Annotated in this window: 17 protein-coding genes and 1 riboswitch; of the genes, 11 read left to right on the forward strand and 6 right to left on the reverse strand. The window is 70.6% G+C overall.

What is annotated here, in order from left to right:
• Nucleotides 1–11 precede the first annotated feature (11 nt).
• Nucleotides 12–248, forward strand: coding sequence for a DUF3263 domain-containing protein (locus ACIPUC_RS25425; RefSeq protein ID WP_446592406.1), 237 nt, complete (start codon nt 12–14; stop codon nt 246–248).
• A gap of 74 nt (nt 249–322) precedes the next feature.
• Nucleotides 323–1,171 (forward strand): trehalose-phosphatase, encoded by an 849-nt coding sequence (gene otsB / locus ACIPUC_RS25430; protein WP_446592408.1) that lies wholly within the window; start codon nt 323–325, stop codon nt 1,169–1,171.
• Between the two features lie 49 nt (nt 1,172–1,220).
• On the opposite strand, the gene ACIPUC_RS25435 is transcribed toward otsB, so the two are convergent.
• Together ACIPUC_RS25435 and ACIPUC_RS25440 are read right to left on the reverse strand one after the other, a co-directional pair.
• Nucleotides 1,221–2,576 (reverse strand): alpha,alpha-trehalose-phosphate synthase (UDP-forming), encoded by a 1,356-nt coding sequence (locus ACIPUC_RS25435; protein WP_446592409.1) that lies wholly within the window; start codon nt 2,574–2,576, stop codon nt 1,221–1,223.
• 46 nt (nt 2,577–2,622) lie between these two features.
• The gene (locus ACIPUC_RS25440; protein WP_446592411.1) at nt 2,623–3,600 is read right to left on the reverse strand and encodes a glucosyl-3-phosphoglycerate synthase; all 978 of its coding nucleotides are present in this window, start codon (nt 3,598–3,600) and stop codon (nt 2,623–2,625) included.
• A 185-nt stretch (nt 3,601–3,785) separates the two neighbouring features.
• Nucleotides 3,786–3,937: riboswitch (SAM riboswitch) on the forward strand.
• On the opposite strand from ACIPUC_RS25440, the gene thrC reads away from it, so the two are divergent.
• From thrC to groL, 4 genes are all read left to right on the forward strand, one after another.
• A complete protein-coding gene (gene thrC / locus ACIPUC_RS25445) occupies nt 3,931–5,229 on the forward strand; it encodes a threonine synthase (RefSeq protein WP_446592412.1) in 1,299 nt (432 codons plus the stop codon). Its footprint overlaps the riboswitch before it by 7 nt.
• Nucleotides 5,230–5,267: 38 nt before the next feature.
• A complete protein-coding gene (locus ACIPUC_RS25450; protein ID WP_446592413.1) occupies nt 5,268–5,543 on the forward strand; it encodes a MoaD/ThiS family protein in 276 nt (91 codons plus the stop codon).
• Nucleotides 5,544–5,951: 408 nt separating this feature from the next.
• Complete coding sequence (locus ACIPUC_RS25455; protein WP_030009783.1) at nt 5,952–6,158, forward strand: cold-shock protein; 207 nt, start codon at nt 5,952–5,954, stop codon at nt 6,156–6,158.
• Nucleotides 6,159–6,460: 302 nt separating this feature from the next.
• Nucleotides 6,461–8,083 (forward strand): chaperonin GroEL, encoded by a 1,623-nt coding sequence (groL, locus tag ACIPUC_RS25460; RefSeq protein WP_446592415.1) that lies wholly within the window; start codon nt 6,461–6,463, stop codon nt 8,081–8,083.
• Nucleotides 8,084–8,177: 94 nt separating this feature from the next.
• Here groL and ACIPUC_RS25465 read toward each other — a convergent pair whose 3' ends face one another.
• On the reverse strand, nt 8,178–8,675 hold the full coding sequence (locus ACIPUC_RS25465; RefSeq protein WP_446592416.1) for a Uma2 family endonuclease: 498 nt from the start codon (nt 8,673–8,675) through the stop codon (nt 8,178–8,180).
• 216 nt (nt 8,676–8,891) lie between these two features.
• Here ACIPUC_RS25465 and ACIPUC_RS25470 point away from each other — a divergent pair, with 216 nt between their 5' ends.
• Nucleotides 8,892–9,515: a phosphoribosylanthranilate isomerase gene (locus ACIPUC_RS25470; protein ID WP_446592418.1), complete on the forward strand. Its 624-nt coding sequence runs from the start codon at nt 8,892–8,894 to the stop codon at nt 9,513–9,515.
• A 69-nt stretch (nt 9,516–9,584) separates the two neighbouring features.
• On the forward strand, nt 9,585–10,334 hold the full coding sequence (locus ACIPUC_RS25475) for a beta-glucanase (protein ID WP_446592419.1): 750 nt from the start codon (nt 9,585–9,587) through the stop codon (nt 10,332–10,334).
• Between the two features lies 1 nt (nt 10,335).
• Here ACIPUC_RS25475 and ACIPUC_RS25480 read toward each other — a convergent pair whose 3' ends face one another.
• Complete coding sequence (locus ACIPUC_RS25480) at nt 10,336–10,698, reverse strand: protease inhibitor I9 family protein (protein ID WP_446592420.1); 363 nt, start codon at nt 10,696–10,698, stop codon at nt 10,336–10,338.
• Between the two features lie 387 nt (nt 10,699–11,085).
• On the opposite strand from ACIPUC_RS25480, the gene ACIPUC_RS25485 reads away from it, so the two are divergent.
• A complete protein-coding gene (locus ACIPUC_RS25485) occupies nt 11,086–12,267 on the forward strand; it encodes a S8 family peptidase (protein WP_446592421.1) in 1,182 nt (393 codons plus the stop codon).
• 3 nt (nt 12,268–12,270) lie between these two features.
• On the opposite strand, the gene ACIPUC_RS25490 is transcribed toward ACIPUC_RS25485, so the two are convergent.
• Together ACIPUC_RS25490 and ACIPUC_RS25495 are read right to left on the reverse strand one after the other, a co-directional pair.
• On the reverse strand, nt 12,271–12,525 hold the full coding sequence (locus tag ACIPUC_RS25490) for a DUF397 domain-containing protein (protein WP_446592422.1): 255 nt from the start codon (nt 12,523–12,525) through the stop codon (nt 12,271–12,273).
• The gene (locus ACIPUC_RS25495; RefSeq protein ID WP_446592423.1) at nt 12,509–13,345 is read right to left on the reverse strand and encodes a helix-turn-helix domain-containing protein; all 837 of its coding nucleotides are present in this window, start codon (nt 13,343–13,345) and stop codon (nt 12,509–12,511) included. The genes ACIPUC_RS25490 and ACIPUC_RS25495 overlap by 17 nt, the downstream gene beginning before the upstream one ends.
• 114 nt (nt 13,346–13,459) lie before the next feature.
• On the opposite strand from ACIPUC_RS25495, the gene ACIPUC_RS25500 reads away from it, so the two are divergent.
• Together ACIPUC_RS25500 and ACIPUC_RS25505 are read left to right on the forward strand one after the other, a co-directional pair.
• Nucleotides 13,460–13,678: a hypothetical protein gene (locus ACIPUC_RS25500; RefSeq protein ID WP_446592425.1), complete on the forward strand. Its 219-nt coding sequence runs from the start codon at nt 13,460–13,462 to the stop codon at nt 13,676–13,678.
• The gene (locus tag ACIPUC_RS25505) at nt 13,675–14,334 is read left to right on the forward strand and encodes a hypothetical protein (RefSeq protein WP_446592426.1); all 660 of its coding nucleotides are present in this window, start codon (nt 13,675–13,677) and stop codon (nt 14,332–14,334) included. The genes ACIPUC_RS25500 and ACIPUC_RS25505 overlap by 4 nt, the downstream gene beginning before the upstream one ends.
• The last annotated feature ends 3 nt before the right edge of the window (nt 14,335–14,337 follow it).

A 14,337-nucleotide genomic window follows, 5' to 3' on the forward strand; every position in this document is an offset into this window, starting at 1 on the left:
AATCTGGCGGTATGACGGACGACGGGCGGCTGACGGCCACGGAGGCCGCGGTGCTCGCGTACGAGGGACGCACCTGGCCCGGGCCGGGGGTCAAGGAGCGGGCGATACGGGAAGGGCTGGGGATGACCCCGGTCCGCTACTACCAGCTGCTCAACGCGCTGATGGACGATCCCCGCGCGCTGGCCCACGCACCGGGCACGGTGAACCGCCTGCGCCGCCTCCGCGAGGCCCAGCGGGCCCGGCGTTAGGGCGCACGGGCAGCGCACGGGCCGGGTGGTCCGCGCCATAGCCGTCGCCCGGCGCGGCCGTTAGGGTCGTCCGTATGGGGAGCCATCCGCACGACTTGCCGATGCCCGTCACCGCAGCCGGACGCGAGGGACTCGAGGCCCTGCTCCGCGCACCACGCCGTTCCGTGGTCGCCCTGGACTTCGACGGCACCCTCGCCGAGATCGTCCCGGACCCGGACCAGGCGCGGGCCCACCCCGGAGCCGTACCCGCCCTGGCCGCGCTGGCCCCCGAGGTGGCCTCCGTCGCCGTGATCACCGGCCGGCCGGCGGGCGTCGCCGTCCGCTACGGAGGCTTCGCCGGGGTCCCGGGCCTGGAACACCTGGTCGTCCTCGGCCACTACGGGGCCGAACGCTGGGACGCCGTCAGCGGGATCGTGCACGCCCCCGCCGAACACCCCGGGGTGGCGGCGGTACGGGCCGAGCTCCCCGGCTTCCTCGACTCGATCGGGGCCTGGCGGGGCACGTGGATCGAGGAGAAGGGCCGGGCGCTGGCCGTCCACACGCGGCGCGCCGAGGATCCGGAGGCGGCGTTCGCGGCGCTCCGCGAACCCCTGGCGGAGCTGGCGGCGCGGCACGGGCTGATGGTGGAGCCGGGCCGCGCGGTCCTGGAACTGCGGCCCCCGGGCATGGACAAGGGCGTCGCCCTCACCGAGTTCCTGGCGGAGACGGGCGCGGAGGCGGTGCTGTACGCGGGCGACGACCTGGGCGACCTGGCCGCGTACTCGGCGGTCGAGAAGCGGAGGGCCGACGGCCTGCCGGGGCTCCTGGTGTGCAGCGGCTCCGCGGAAGTCCCGGAACTCGCCTCCCGCGCCGACCTGGTCCTGCCGGGCCCCGGCGCGGTGGTCGCCTTCCTCGCAGCCCTGGCCGCGGCGGCGCGTTCCTGACCTGCGGGTCCGTTGGCGGGGGCAGCGCCCCCGGCAACGGACCCGCGGCTCAGGCGCGCAGCGCGGCCAGCTGGGCCGTGAACCAGGCCGCCGGCGGCAGGGCGGTGGCGGCGGCCGCCAGACGCTTCGTGCGCTCCGCGCGCTCCTCCGCCGGCATGGCCAGCGCCGCGTGCAGCGCAGCGGCCGTCTCCGAGACGTCGTACGGGTTCACCGTCAACGAGTCCTGCCCGAGCTCCTCGTACGCCCCCGCCCCGCGCGACAGCACCAGCACGCACCCCGCCTCCGAAACCACCGGCACCTCCTTCGCCACCAGGTTCATCCCGTCCCGCACGGGATTCACCAGCACCACGTCCGCCATGCGATAGGCCGCCAGCGACCGCGCGAAGTCGTCCTGCACGGACACCAGCACCGGCTGCCAGTCCGCCGTGCCGAACTCCGCGTTCACCGCCGCCGCCAGCTCCCGCACCGACTCCGTGTAGTCCCGGTACACCTTCAGGTCCTGCCGCGACGGGTAGGCCGAGGCCAGGTGCACCACCCGGCCCCGCCACTCGGGATGCACCGTGAGCAGCTCCCGGTACGCCAGCAGCCCCCGCAGGATGTTCTTGGACAGCTCCGTCCGGTCCACCCGGACGATCGTCTTCAGGTCGCCGACCTCCGCCCGCAGCTGCGCCAGCTTGTCGTTCACCTCCGGCCGGTGGGCCAGCGCCTGCAGCTCCTGCGCGTCGACGCCCAGCGGGAACACCGCCACGTTCCCCCGGCCCGCGCCGTCCAGGAAGCTGTCCGCCCAGGCCCGGGTGTGGAAGCCCAGCACGTCCGCCCCGAGCATCCCGTGGAGCAGTTGCTCCCGGACGTCGTCCGGGAGCATGTCCAGGAACGGCTTCGCCGCCCACGGCGTGTGCGTGAAGTGCCCGATCCGCAGGTCGGGCCGCAGTTCGCGCAGCGCGCCCGGGACCAGCGCCAGGTGGTAGTCCTGCACGAGGACGTACGCACCCTGCGCCGCCTCCTCGGCCAGGGCCTCCGCGAAGGCCTGGTTGTACGCCGTGTACGACGCCCAGCGCCGCCGGAACTCCGCGTCGAAGACCGGCTCGCGCGGAACGTCGTACAGGTGGTGGTGGGTGAACCACAGCACCGAGTTCGCGATGCCGTTGTACGCGTCGTCGTACATCGTGGGATCGATGTCCAGCATGCGGACGCCAGGCTCCGCGACCCCCCGCCGGACCGCCTCCCGGTCCGCGTCCGACAGGGCCGCGCAGATCCACAGCGCCTCCGGCTGCTCCGCGAGGGCCGCGGAGAGCCCGGAGACGAGACCGCCCCCGCCGCGCCGGGCGCTGAGCGCGCCGTCGTTGTCGAGGGCGTACGAGAGCGGGCCGCGGTTGGCGGCGACGAGTACCTGAGATGCAGCCATGCCGCGAACCTAGCCCGGCCCGGCCTCGCGCAAACTTCCGAAGCCGTCAGGCCGCGCGGCGCACGGCGTATTCCTCGATGCCCAGCATCGGCGGCCGCTCCTCGGTGTCCACCGGGTACGTGCGCGGTACGAACCCGTCCGGGCCCCGCTCGAACTGCGTCAGCTCCGGCCGTACGAGGGGGTGCCCCCAGCGGTAGCCGGGGGACTGCCCGCGCGAGAGCCGCAGCTGCGCGGTGCGGTAGATCGCCGCGGCCATCCGGCCCAGCGCCTGCCCGTCCTGATGGCGGTGGAGCCGTACGCCCACGTCCACCTGGGCCAGCGCGTCCAGCCCGACCATGTGCAGCGCGTCGACCAGCAGGCCGAGCTCGACGCCGTACCCGACGGGGAAGGGCAGGCGCTCCAGCAGGGAGCGGCGTACGGCGTACTCGCCGCCCAGCGGCTGGACGAAGCCGGCCAGCTGCGGCCAGTGCAGGTTGAGCAGCGGGCGGGCCACCAGCTCCGTGACCCGGCCGCCCTGGCCCGGGGCGTCGCCCAGCGGGCGGTCGTACATGGCCTTCACGAACTGCACGTCCGGCTCGGTCAGCAGCGGCCCCACGATCCCGGAGACGAAGGTGGCCGAGAAGTCCCGCAGATCGGCGTCGACGAAGCAGATGACGTCCCCGGTGGCGGCCAGCAGGGAGCGCCACAGCACCTCGCCCTTGCCGGGCAGCGCCGGGAGCCGCGGCAGGATGTCGTCGCGGTGCACCACGCGCGCACCGGCCTTCGCCGCCACCTCCGCCGTAGCGTCGCTGGAGTCCGAGTCGATCACGATCAGCTCGTCCACCAGCGGCACCGGCAGTCCCTCGATCAGCTCACGCCGGATCACCTCGACGATCGCGCCGACCGTCGCCTCCTCGTCGAGCGCCGGCAGCACCACGCTGACCGTGGTCCCAGCTGCCCGTTTCCGCTCCAGCAGCTGGTCGAGCGGTCGGTCGGCGGCGGACCAGGAGCGGTCGGCCAGCCAGCGCTCCACCTCTTCCAGCACTCTGAGCACTCCTTGCGGCTTGGTCGTATTGACCGAAAAGTGATCCATCTCGCGGTTCGGACGCCTGTCTCAACCGCCCGGGCCTTCGGTTACAGTCTTGAACAACGCGAAGGACCACCGCATGCCGGGGGTCCTCGCGCATAAACGCACCGGCGCGCCATAGAGCGCGTGTGCCGGTGCCATACCGCTCATCCAGAGGGGCAGAGGGACACGGCCCGTTGAAGCCCCGGCAACCCTCCAGTCGGTTCTCGCGATGCGACAAGCATCCCGCGGGGCCCCGGCTAGGGAAGGTGCCAATTCCGTCTCATGGCGAAGTGCGCCATGGGGAAGATGAGGAGAAAGGGCCTCGCCATCATGGCTGCACAGACTGTTGCCACCTCTGTTGATCTCGGACCTGCCACCGGCCTCTCGTGTCGCGAGTGCGGTACCCGCTTCGAACTCGGTCCGATCTTCGCGTGCGCCGAGTGCTTCGGACCGCTGGAAGTCGCCTACGACCTTCCCACCGGCGACCCCGAGGCCCTGCGCGCCGCGATCGAGGCCGGCCCGAACAACATCTGGCGTTACGCGCCGCTGCTGCCGGTCCCCGCGGACGTGGCCTCCAAGCCGAGCCTGAACCCGGGCTTCACCAAGCTCGTGGACGCGGAGAACCTGGCCAAGGAGCTCGGCGTCACCGGCAAGCTCTACGTCAAGGACGACTCCGGCAACCCGACGCACTCCTTCAAGGACCGCGTCGTGGCCATCGCCGTCGAGGCGGCCCGCGCCTTCGGCTTCACCACCCTGTCCTGCTCCTCCACCGGCAACCTGGCCGGCGCCGTCGGCGCCGCGGCCGCCCGCGCCGGCTTCCGCTCCTGCGTGTTCATCCCGCACGACCTGGAGCAGGGCAAGGTCGTCATGGCCGGTGTCTACGGCGGCGACCTCGTCGGCATCGAGGGCAACTACGACGACGTGAACCGCTTCTGCTCCGAGCTCATCGGCGACCCGCTGGGCGAGGGCTGGGGCTTCGTCAACGTCAACCTGCGCCCGTACTACGGCGAGGGCTCCAAGACCCTGGCGTACGAGATCTGCGAGCAGCTCGGCTGGCGGCTGCCCGACCAGATCGTGATCCCGATCGCGTCCGGCTCGCAGCTGACGAAGATCGACAAGGGCCTGCAGGAGCTGATCAAGCTCGGTCTCGTCGAGGACAAGCCGTACAAGATCTTCGGTGCCCAGGCCGAGGGCTGCTCCCCGGTGTCGACCGCCTTCAAGGCCGGTCACGACGTGGTCCGCCCGCAGAAGCCGAACACCATCGCCAAGTCCCTGGCCATCGGCAACCCGGCGGACGGCCCGTACGTCCTGGACATCGCGCGGCGCACCGGCGGCTTCGTCGAGGACGTCACCGACGAGCAGGTCGTCGAGGCCATCAAGATCCTCGCGCAGACCGAGGGCATCTTCGCCGAGACCGCGGGCGGCGTGACCGTCGGCGTCACGAAGAAGCTCATCGAGAACGGGCAGCTCGACCCGGCGCTGACCACCGTCGTCCTGAACACCGGAGACGGCCTCAAGACCCTGGAGGCGGTGGCCGCGGACAGCGGCCAGACCGCCACCATCCGCCCGAGCCTGGACGCGTTCCGCGCCGCCGGCCTGGCCTGACCCGACCCCCCCTGCACTACCGGAAAGGCAGTACCGCCATGAGCGTCAACGTCCGCATCCCCACCATCCTGCGCACCTACACCGGCGGTCAGGCCGAGGTCCCCGCCGAGGGGGCGACCCTCGCCGAGGTCATCGAGTCGCTCGACAAGAGCCACCCGGGCATCGCCGCCCGCGTGCTCGACGACCAGGGCAAGCTGCGCCGCTTCGTGAACGTCTACGTCAACGACGACGACGTGCGCTTCGAGGGCGGGCTGGCGGCGGCGACGCCGGACGGCGCGGGTGTCTCGATCATTCCCGCCGTCGCCGGGGGCTGACCGGACCGGCACGGCCCCGCCGGCTGATACGCGAAACGTAATTACCCCCTCCGTTAATAAGCGGAGGGGGTAATTCTGTTTGATTGGGCGCGGTAGGGTTGGGGAAGTCCCCTCCGCTGGACTTGCCCGCCGCATATGAACGGGTCGCGTGAGGGTCGACATCGGGTCAATGTGCAAGTGCGGTATGGGGCTTTGGCGAGATATGCCGGGCCCGAGTTGCCCTGGAATATGCCAGATTTTCACTCTATTTCTATGTTTCCCCGTGTCCAGAATTCTCGTCGGATTGACCTGTTGCAGACAGCACCGGCGCGGATACATTCAGCCTCGGTCGACGCGTTCCGACGCAAGTGATGACCCGGGACCGCGAAGTGCGTTCCTGCGCAAGGGCCAGTAATAGGGGAGTTAGGCATGGCTCAGGGCACCGTCAAGTGGTTCAACGCGGAGAAGGGCTACGGCTTCATCGCGGTCGACGGTGGTGCGGATGTGTTCGTCCACTACAGCGCCATCCAGATGGACGGGTACCGCACCCTTGAAGAGGGTCAGCGGGTCGAGTTCGAGATCTCGCAGGGCCAGAAGGGTCCGCAGGCGGACATGGTCAAGCTCGCACTCGGCTAGTCCCGGCGCGATCGACCGCCCACGCGTACATGAGGGGCCCACATCCTGGACACGGGATGTGGGCCCCTCGCGCGTCGCCGGTGTGTTCACCGGGGTGTTGCCCCAAGCCGCTTGCACTCGCGGGGGTCGAGTGCTAATCATTGGCGTTAGCACTCTCCTGGTGAGAGTGCTACTGAACGAGGACCGGGTCGGTGAGGCCCGCAGGGTCCGGCGGGAAGGAACCGCCGGGCACGCAGGCCGTCCGTCGCGGGCGCGGGCGCGGTCCAGGAGCAATCCACCGCTGTCCGGGAGGACCACTTCAGATGGCCAAGATCATTGCGTTCGACGAGGAGGCCCGGCGCGGTCTCGAGCGTGGGATGAACCAGCTCGCCGACGCCGTCAAGGTCACCCTTGGCCCCAAGGGTCGCAACGTCGTCCTTGAGAAGAAGTGGGGCGCCCCCACGATCACCAACGATGGTGTTTCCATCGCCAAGGAGATCGAGCTCGAGGACCCGTACGAGAAGATCGGCGCCGAGCTGGTCAAGGAAGTCGCCAAGAAGACGGACGACGTCGCCGGCGACGGTACGACCACCGCCACCGTGCTCGCCCAGGCGCTCGTCCGCGAGGGCCTGCGCAACGTGGCTGCCGGCGCCAACCCGATGGCCCTCAAGCGTGGCATCGAGAAGGCCGTCGAGGCCGTCTCGGGCGCCCTGCTCGAGCAGGCGAAGGATGTCGAGACCAAGGAGCAGATCGCTTCCACGGCCTCCATCTCCGCCGCTGACACCCAGATCGGCGAGCTCATCGCCGAGGCCATGGACAAGGTCGGCAAGGAAGGCGTCATCACCGTCGAGGAGTCGCAGACCTTCGGTCTCGAGCTCGAGCTCACCGAGGGCATGCGCTTCGACAAGGGCTACATCTCGGCGTACTTCGCCACCGACATGGAGCGTATGGAGGCGTCGCTCGACGACCCGTACATCCTGATCGTCAACTCCAAGATCGGCTCGGTCAAGGACCTGCTGCCGCTCCTGGAGAAGGTCATGCAGTCCGGCAAGCCGCTGCTGATCATCGCCGAGGACGTCGAGGGCGAGGCCCTGTCGACCCTGGTCGTCAACAAGATCCGCGGCACCTTCAAGTCCGTCGCCGTCAAGGCCCCGGGCTTCGGCGACCGCCGCAAGGCCATGCTCGGCGACATCGCCATCCTCACCGGTGGCACGGTCATCTCCGAGGAGGTCGGCCTCAAGCTGGAGAACGCCGGTCTCGACCTGCTCGGCCGCGCCCGCAAGGTCGTCATCACCAAGGACGAGACCACCATCGTCGACGGTGCCGGTGACAGCGACCAGGTCCAGGGTCGCGTGAACCAGATCCGCGCCGAGATCGAGAACTCCGACTCGGACTACGACCGCGAGAAGCTCCAGGAGCGCCTCGCGAAGCTGGCCGGCGGCGTGGCCGTCATCAAGGCCGGTGCCGCGACCGAGGTCGAGCTCAAGGAGCGCAAGCACCGCATCGAGGACGCCGTTCGCAACGCGAAGGCGGCCGTCGAGGAGGGCATCGTCGCCGGTGGCGGCGTGGCCCTGCTCCAGGCCTCCGCGGTCTTCGAGAAGCTCGAGCTCACGGGCGACGAGGCGACCGGCGCCAACGCCGTGCGCCTGGCCCTCGAGGCCCCGCTCAAGCAGATCGCCGTCAACGGTGGTCTCGAGGGTGGCGTCGTCGTGGAGAAGGTCCGCAACCTGCAGATCGGTTGGGGCCTGAACGCCGCGACCGGCGAGTACGTGGACATGATCGCCGAGGGCATCATCGACCCGGCGAAGGTCACCCGCTCTGCCCTGCAGAACGCGGCGTCCATCGCGGCCCTCTTCCTCACCACCGAGGCCGTCATCGCCGACAAGCCGGAGAAGGCGTCCGCGGGCGCCCCGGGCGGCATGCCGGGCGGTGACATGGACTTCTGATCGCGACGGGGCTCCGGCCCCGGCTCGATCGGCTGTTCTCGAACGAGGGCGGCATCCCCTGCGGGGGGTGCCGCCCTCGGGCGTTCCCGGCGCCTCAAAATCCGGTGGTGTCGATCGCGAACTCGAACGGCTCGGGGATGTGCAGGGGCTCGCCGAAGGACACCGTCGTACGGGAGCGGTACCCCTGCGGCGAGGGGTCCCAGAAGCAGGTGATCTCCGAACCCTCCACGTCGACGACCAAGTAGACGGGCACGATCCGGCCGTAAACCTCCAGCTTTTCGGTCCAGTCGGCGTCCTTCGTGGAGACGGAGGTGAACTCGCCGACGAGCGACAGGGCCGCGCCGTCCGCGTGGCGGCCTTCCTCATCGAACGCGGACTCGTCCGCGACGTACAGATCCGGACCGTAGCCGCGCTCGGCCGCCGGGAACTGGAAGAGGAAGGGGGAGGTATCCGCGAAGTGTCCCTTGGGAACGTGAGCCTGCAGCTGCTCGCGCAGTACACGCATGCGACGGGAGTAGCGCAGCTTGGACCACGGTGACACGACGATCTTCCCCCGGATGAGCTCGGCCTTGAAGCCGTCTGGCGTGTTCATCTCCTCGACGGTGCGCAGGAGGCTTTCGTACGTCGGCGGCGCTGACGGCGCCTCTATGGGTGTAGCCCGCTCGATCATGATCGTCACCATCGTCCTCCGGGTGGCGTGCTGCGCCCTGAATGTGTGCCTCGTCCCAGGCTAAGGGCGGGTGTGCGCCCGTGCCCGGCTGATGGGACGCATCGCCGGGAATCGCTCCCGGTTTGGTTGACTGCTGGTATGACGGACGGGACGAACGTGTTCATCAAGATCTGCGGGCTCAAGACGGCGCACGATGTCGACGTGGCCGTGGCCGCCGGGGCGGACGCCGTCGGGTTCGTCTTCGCCCCCGGCAGCCCGCGTACGGTCGACGCCGCCACGGCGCGGGAGCTCGCCGCTCGGGTGCCGGACGGGGTGCTCACCGTCGGGGTGTTCCGGCGGCAGTCGGTGGACGAGGTGCGCCGGTTCACCGGGGAGAGCGGCGTGCGGGGCGTGCAGCTGCACGGCGAGGAGGGTCCCGAGGACTTCGCGGCGCTGCGCGCGGACGGCCGGACGCTGCTGCGGGCCACCGCCGAGCACGTGCGGCGCTGCGGCGAGTACGGCGAGGACCTGCTGCTGCTCGACGCCCCCGACCCGGGCTCCGGCAAGCCGTGGAACTGGGGCTCCGCGGAGTTCACCCCGCCCAAGGGGCGCTGGCTGCTCGCCGGCGGGCTCACCCCCGGCAACGTCCGGGAGGCCGCCCTGGCCACCGGCGCCTGGGGCGTGGACGTCTCCAGCGGGGTGGAGCGGGAACGCGGGGTGAAGTCCCCGGAGCTCATCCGCGCCTTCATCGAGGCGGCACGCGGAACGGCCTCCGCTCGCTGAGCATATTCATGTGATTACTCTTTGCGAGAACGCAGGTGTGGCGCGCTCCCCCAGGGGCAGAGGAATCCCATGGTCACGGACACGCTCGCTTGGCTGCGGCGCCTGACGCGCCGCTTCGCTCCGGGCGGTGAGGGCGGCCGCGGGCCGGTGCTGCCCTCGCCCCGCCGAACCCGAACCCCCGTCTTCACCGCCGACTTCTCCTCCGAGACCCAGTGGGTCGCGGGCCGCTCCTGGGCCTATCCCGACGGCGGCCCCACCAACCCGGGCGACAACAAGCTGGACCACCTCGTCTCCGACCCCGCCTACAGCCGCGGCGGTGTCTTCCGCGCGACGCCGCGCCCCGACGGCAACTGGGACACCGGCCTGCTCACCACCGAGGGGAGCGACGAGGGCTTCGCGCTGCGCACCGGCGACGTCCTGGAGGCGCGGGTCAAACTCCCGGCGGAGGTCGGGGCGTGGCCCGCGATCTGGACCTGGCGGGACGGCGACCAGGAGATCGACGTCTTCGAGTACCACCCCGACAACCCGGACCTGCTGGAGCTGTCGAACCACGTCCGCGAGGCCCACTGCTACCACCGCGACCCGTCGGTCCGGCCCGGCGCCTGGGTCGACCTCAAGGTCGAGTTCGGCAGGACCTCGGTCGTCTGGTGGGTCAACGGCGCCCGCGTCTACGCCGACCACAAGGGCGTCGGCCGGTCCTGGTGGGCGTACCTCATCGTGAACCTGTCCGTATCGGCCGGCCGCTACCACCCGGCGCCCGGCCCGGAGGTGACGGAAATGGCGTACGAGGTCTCGCAGCTGCGGGTGTACCGGCGCTAGGTCAGACGGCCGTGCCGAAGGAGGACGCGCCCCCGTCCTCCTCGATCGACTCCACGAGGGCGGTGGCCCGCAGGGCCTCGACCTGCTCGGGGGAGAGCCGGGCGGCGAAGCCGTTCGTCACCTCGCGGTAGACGTGGACCGGGGTGATGCCGTGGGCGTCCGCGACGACGGTCGGGTCGAGGCCGCGCCGCACGGTGACGATGTACGTCGGCCACTCGGCGGCGGGTGCCGCGGTGGAGGCTGGGGCGGGCTCGGCGAGAGAGGCGGGGGAGGCGGGGGAGGCGTGGGCGGGCAGGACGGCTACGGCGGCCAGTGCGGCAGCGGCGACGGCCGTCGGCAGGGCCCAGGTCGGACGAGTGCGCATGACGGCGAGGGCATCACGCGCCGCCGGGCCGGTCAACGACCCCCGGCGGTGTGGCGGACGCGGGCGGAGGTGAACAACGAGTGCGCCCCCTCGACGGGTGCGTGAGTGATCCCCGTACGGGTGAACTTGTCGGGCCCCGGACCTGCCCTGCGCGGGCGTTCCGGCAGGTGGCAGGCCCCGGACGTCAACTGGCAGGAATCCTTTTTTCAACCAGGTGCGGAGCCCGGCTCCGGGTTGCCGTCGGGCCCATCGGCCAAGCGGACCGTGCTGTTTAAGTTCAGCTCGGAGGGCGACCGATGAAGGGGACGGCCGCCCTCCGCAACGTGTTCCGCGTCGAACGGGGGCGGCTCCCCCATGTCGGCCTTTCCCCCTTCGGGAGTTCCTCTCATGCGCCTGATCGCACGCGTGGCAACCGCCGCCCTCCTCGCCCTCGCCCCGGTGGTCGCCGGTACGGCGTCCGCCGCCGCGCCCGAGCCGACCCCGGTGCCGCTGCAGACGTCCGCCAACGCCGTACCCGGTCAGTACATCGTGACCCTCGAGAAGGGCGTGGACGCGGCCAAGCTGGCGGAGAAGCTGAAGCTGAAGCCGAAGCACGTCTACGGGTCGGCCCTCAACGGCTTCGCGGTACCCCTCACCCCGCTCCAGCTGGACATCGTCCGGGTGAGCCTCGGAGTGAAGGCGGTCGAGGAGGACACGAAGGTGGCCTCCGTGCCGGTCCCCGTCGCGCCGAGCGCGAGCAGGGCGCCGTCCTCGTCCTGGGGCATGGACCGGATCGACCAGCAGCAGCTGCCGCTGGACAGCAACTTCACGGTCAACAACAACGGCTCCGGGGTGACGGCGTACATCCTCGACACCGGCATCGACTACGCGCACACCGAGTTCGGCGGGCGCGCGAAGGCCGGTTACGACGCCATGGGCGACGGGCGCAACGGCCAGGACTGCAACGGCCACGGCACGCACGTCGCGGGCACGGTCGCGGGCTCCACGTACGGCGTGGCGCGCAAGGCGAACCTGGTCAGCGTGCGCGTCCTCGGCTGTGACGGCAAGGGCACCTACGCCGGGATGATCGCCGGCATGGACTGGGTGGCCAAGAACGCCACGCAGCCGGCGGTGCTGAACGGCTCCCTCGGCGGCCCGAGGTCCGAGGCCCTCAACAACGCGGTCAACGCCCTCTCCGACGCGGGCGTCCTGCCGGTCATCGCGGCGGGCAACGACGCGCAGGACGCCTGCAACGTCTCGCCCGCGTCCGCGTCCCGCGTGGTCACGGTGGCGGCGAGCAACCGCTGGGACGAGGAGACCTCCTTCTCCAACTGGGGCCAGTGCGTCAGCCTCTACGCACCCGGCCAGGAGATCGTCTCCGCGAAGCTGGGCGGCGGCAGCGTGGCCCTGAACGGTACGTCCATGGCCGCGCCGCACGTCGCCGGTGTCGTCGCGCTCTACAAGCAGGCGCACCCGAACGAGCTCCCGGCGGACATCGCCAACTTCCTGGGCGAGGAGTCCACCAAGGACGCCCTGACCTCCGTCAGCAAGGGCACGCCGAACGAGCTGCTGTTCACCGCGGGTCTCTGACCGTCAGAGGGTCGCGACGAAGCTGGCCCAGGCCCGTGCGTGGAACACCACGTGCGGGCCTTCGGGCTGCTTGGAGTCCCTTACGGGGACGAGGTCGGGGTGGCCGTCGGCGACTTCGACGCAGCTGCCGCCGCTGGCGTCGCTGTAGGTGGACTTGCGCCAGGTGGCCATTTCCACGCAGCTTCCGCCGCTACCGTCGCTGTAGCTGGACTTGTGCCATGTGGCCATCGACAGGTCGTACTCAGGCGTGCTGGTCATGTGCGTAATCCTCCGCCACGGACTCGATCAGGGCCAGCGATTCCCGGGGTGCGAGCGCGCTGGCCGTGAGCAGATCGTAGGTCAGGGAGTGTCGGGCGACGGTGGCTGGATCGTCCAATAGCAGCCCTGTTCCATTGCCTTGGACGTAGGCAAGCGGCGGAGCGTCTCCGAAGGACATCAACTGGAGGAACCCGCCCATCGACGCGTGGGCGCCTGCCTTGAACGGGAGTACCTGCACGATGATCCGCCGTGACCGGATGAGGGTGGCGACGTGGCGTAGGGCCTCGGCCATCACCGTTGCGCCGCCCACGATCCGGCGGAGCACCGCCTCGTCTAGGACACACCACAACAGAGGCGTTGTTGGATCCGAGAGGATCGCGGCACGATCCAGTCGAGCCTCGGTCAGCAGGTCGATTTCCTCGTCCGTCGCGGTCGGCTGGTAGGCGCGGAAGACCTCACGCGCGTACGCCTCCTGCTGGAGAAGCCCAGGAATCACGAGGGGCGCGTACTCCCGGATTTCCACCGCCTCCGCTTCGGCCTCAGCCGCTTCGGCGAAGTGGTCAGGGAACTTGGACTTGGCCAGGGCGCCGCAGTTGCGGGCGAAGAAGCCGCCGGTGCCGAGTACTTCGTCTATCTGGTGGGCGAGTTCGAGCCGCATGCGCCTCGTACCGGCTTCGAGTTGGCCGATGTACGACCCGCTCACGAAGAGCGGTTCGCCGAGCTCCGCCTGGCTGAGGCCGGCCCGCTCGCGGGCGACGCGGAGTTCGGCGCCGAGCATGGCGCGGGGTGAGGAGGACGGATCGAGGTTCTTTCCTGCCATGGCAACTCCCGGTCCAACAGATGCGGTTGCTGGGTGGCCGTGGTTGAAGGCTAGCGAGCGCGTCGCCACTCTGAGTACAGAAGCCGAACACTCAGAGTGGAAAGGTGACATGTCATGGTGATGACGGCGAAGGAGCGGATGCTCACGGCCGAGGAGGCCGTGCGGCAGCTGAAGGGCGCGCTCGACGGGGTGGGGGTGGTCTTCCCGTCGCTGGACGTGGACCAGGTCTCCGCGGCCGGTACGTACGGGCTGCCGCTGGTCGACCTCGGCCGCTGCAACGTGGACACCGCGCTCCGGCTGGCCGCCGTGCTCCACGAGCGGGTGCGCGCGTGAGCGAGGCGGTCGAGGCCGCGGAGTTCGGCTTCGAACTCGGCTGGAAGCTGCACGCCTTGGAAGCCGCACTCGTCAGTGGCGGGTGGAAGCGCAGGGGTACGGGACTTTCCGTGCGCGTGCGGCGCGACGAGGGCAGCGGGCCGTGGACCGCGGTCGGGGACGACGGGGACCGGCGGGAGACGCGATCGGCCGATACGGCGGACCAGGCGACGGCGCTGGTCCATGAGGCCTTCGGGCTCACGGCGCGGCGGCCGCTGCCGCCTCCGCCGCCGGGCCGACAGCGGTTCACGCTGATCCACTGCCCGGTCGGGGAGCATCCGGGCTTCGACGATCCGCGCTACGAGGGGCTCAAGTCGAGGCCGCCGGAGGGGTGCGTCGTCGAGGACGTCGGCGGGTACGTCGGGCTCCGCTGCGAGCGGCCGGGCGCGCGGCTGCTGGATGCCGTCGCCGAGACGTGCCGGGAGATCCGGGCGGAGCACGGGCTGCTCATGTCCGACCTCGGCATCGAGAAGCTGTGGGAATGGTCGCCGGACGGTACGGACGGCTGGGGCGCGGAGATCGTGGGCCAGCTGCTGCTGATGGCCGCCGAGCGCGGCCCGAAGCTCGGCTACAGCGCCGATGACCTGGTGCGGTTCCTGCGCACCGCCGCCTGCTGAGTT

This window comes from Streptomyces sp. LARHCF249 (assembly GCF_052871255.1).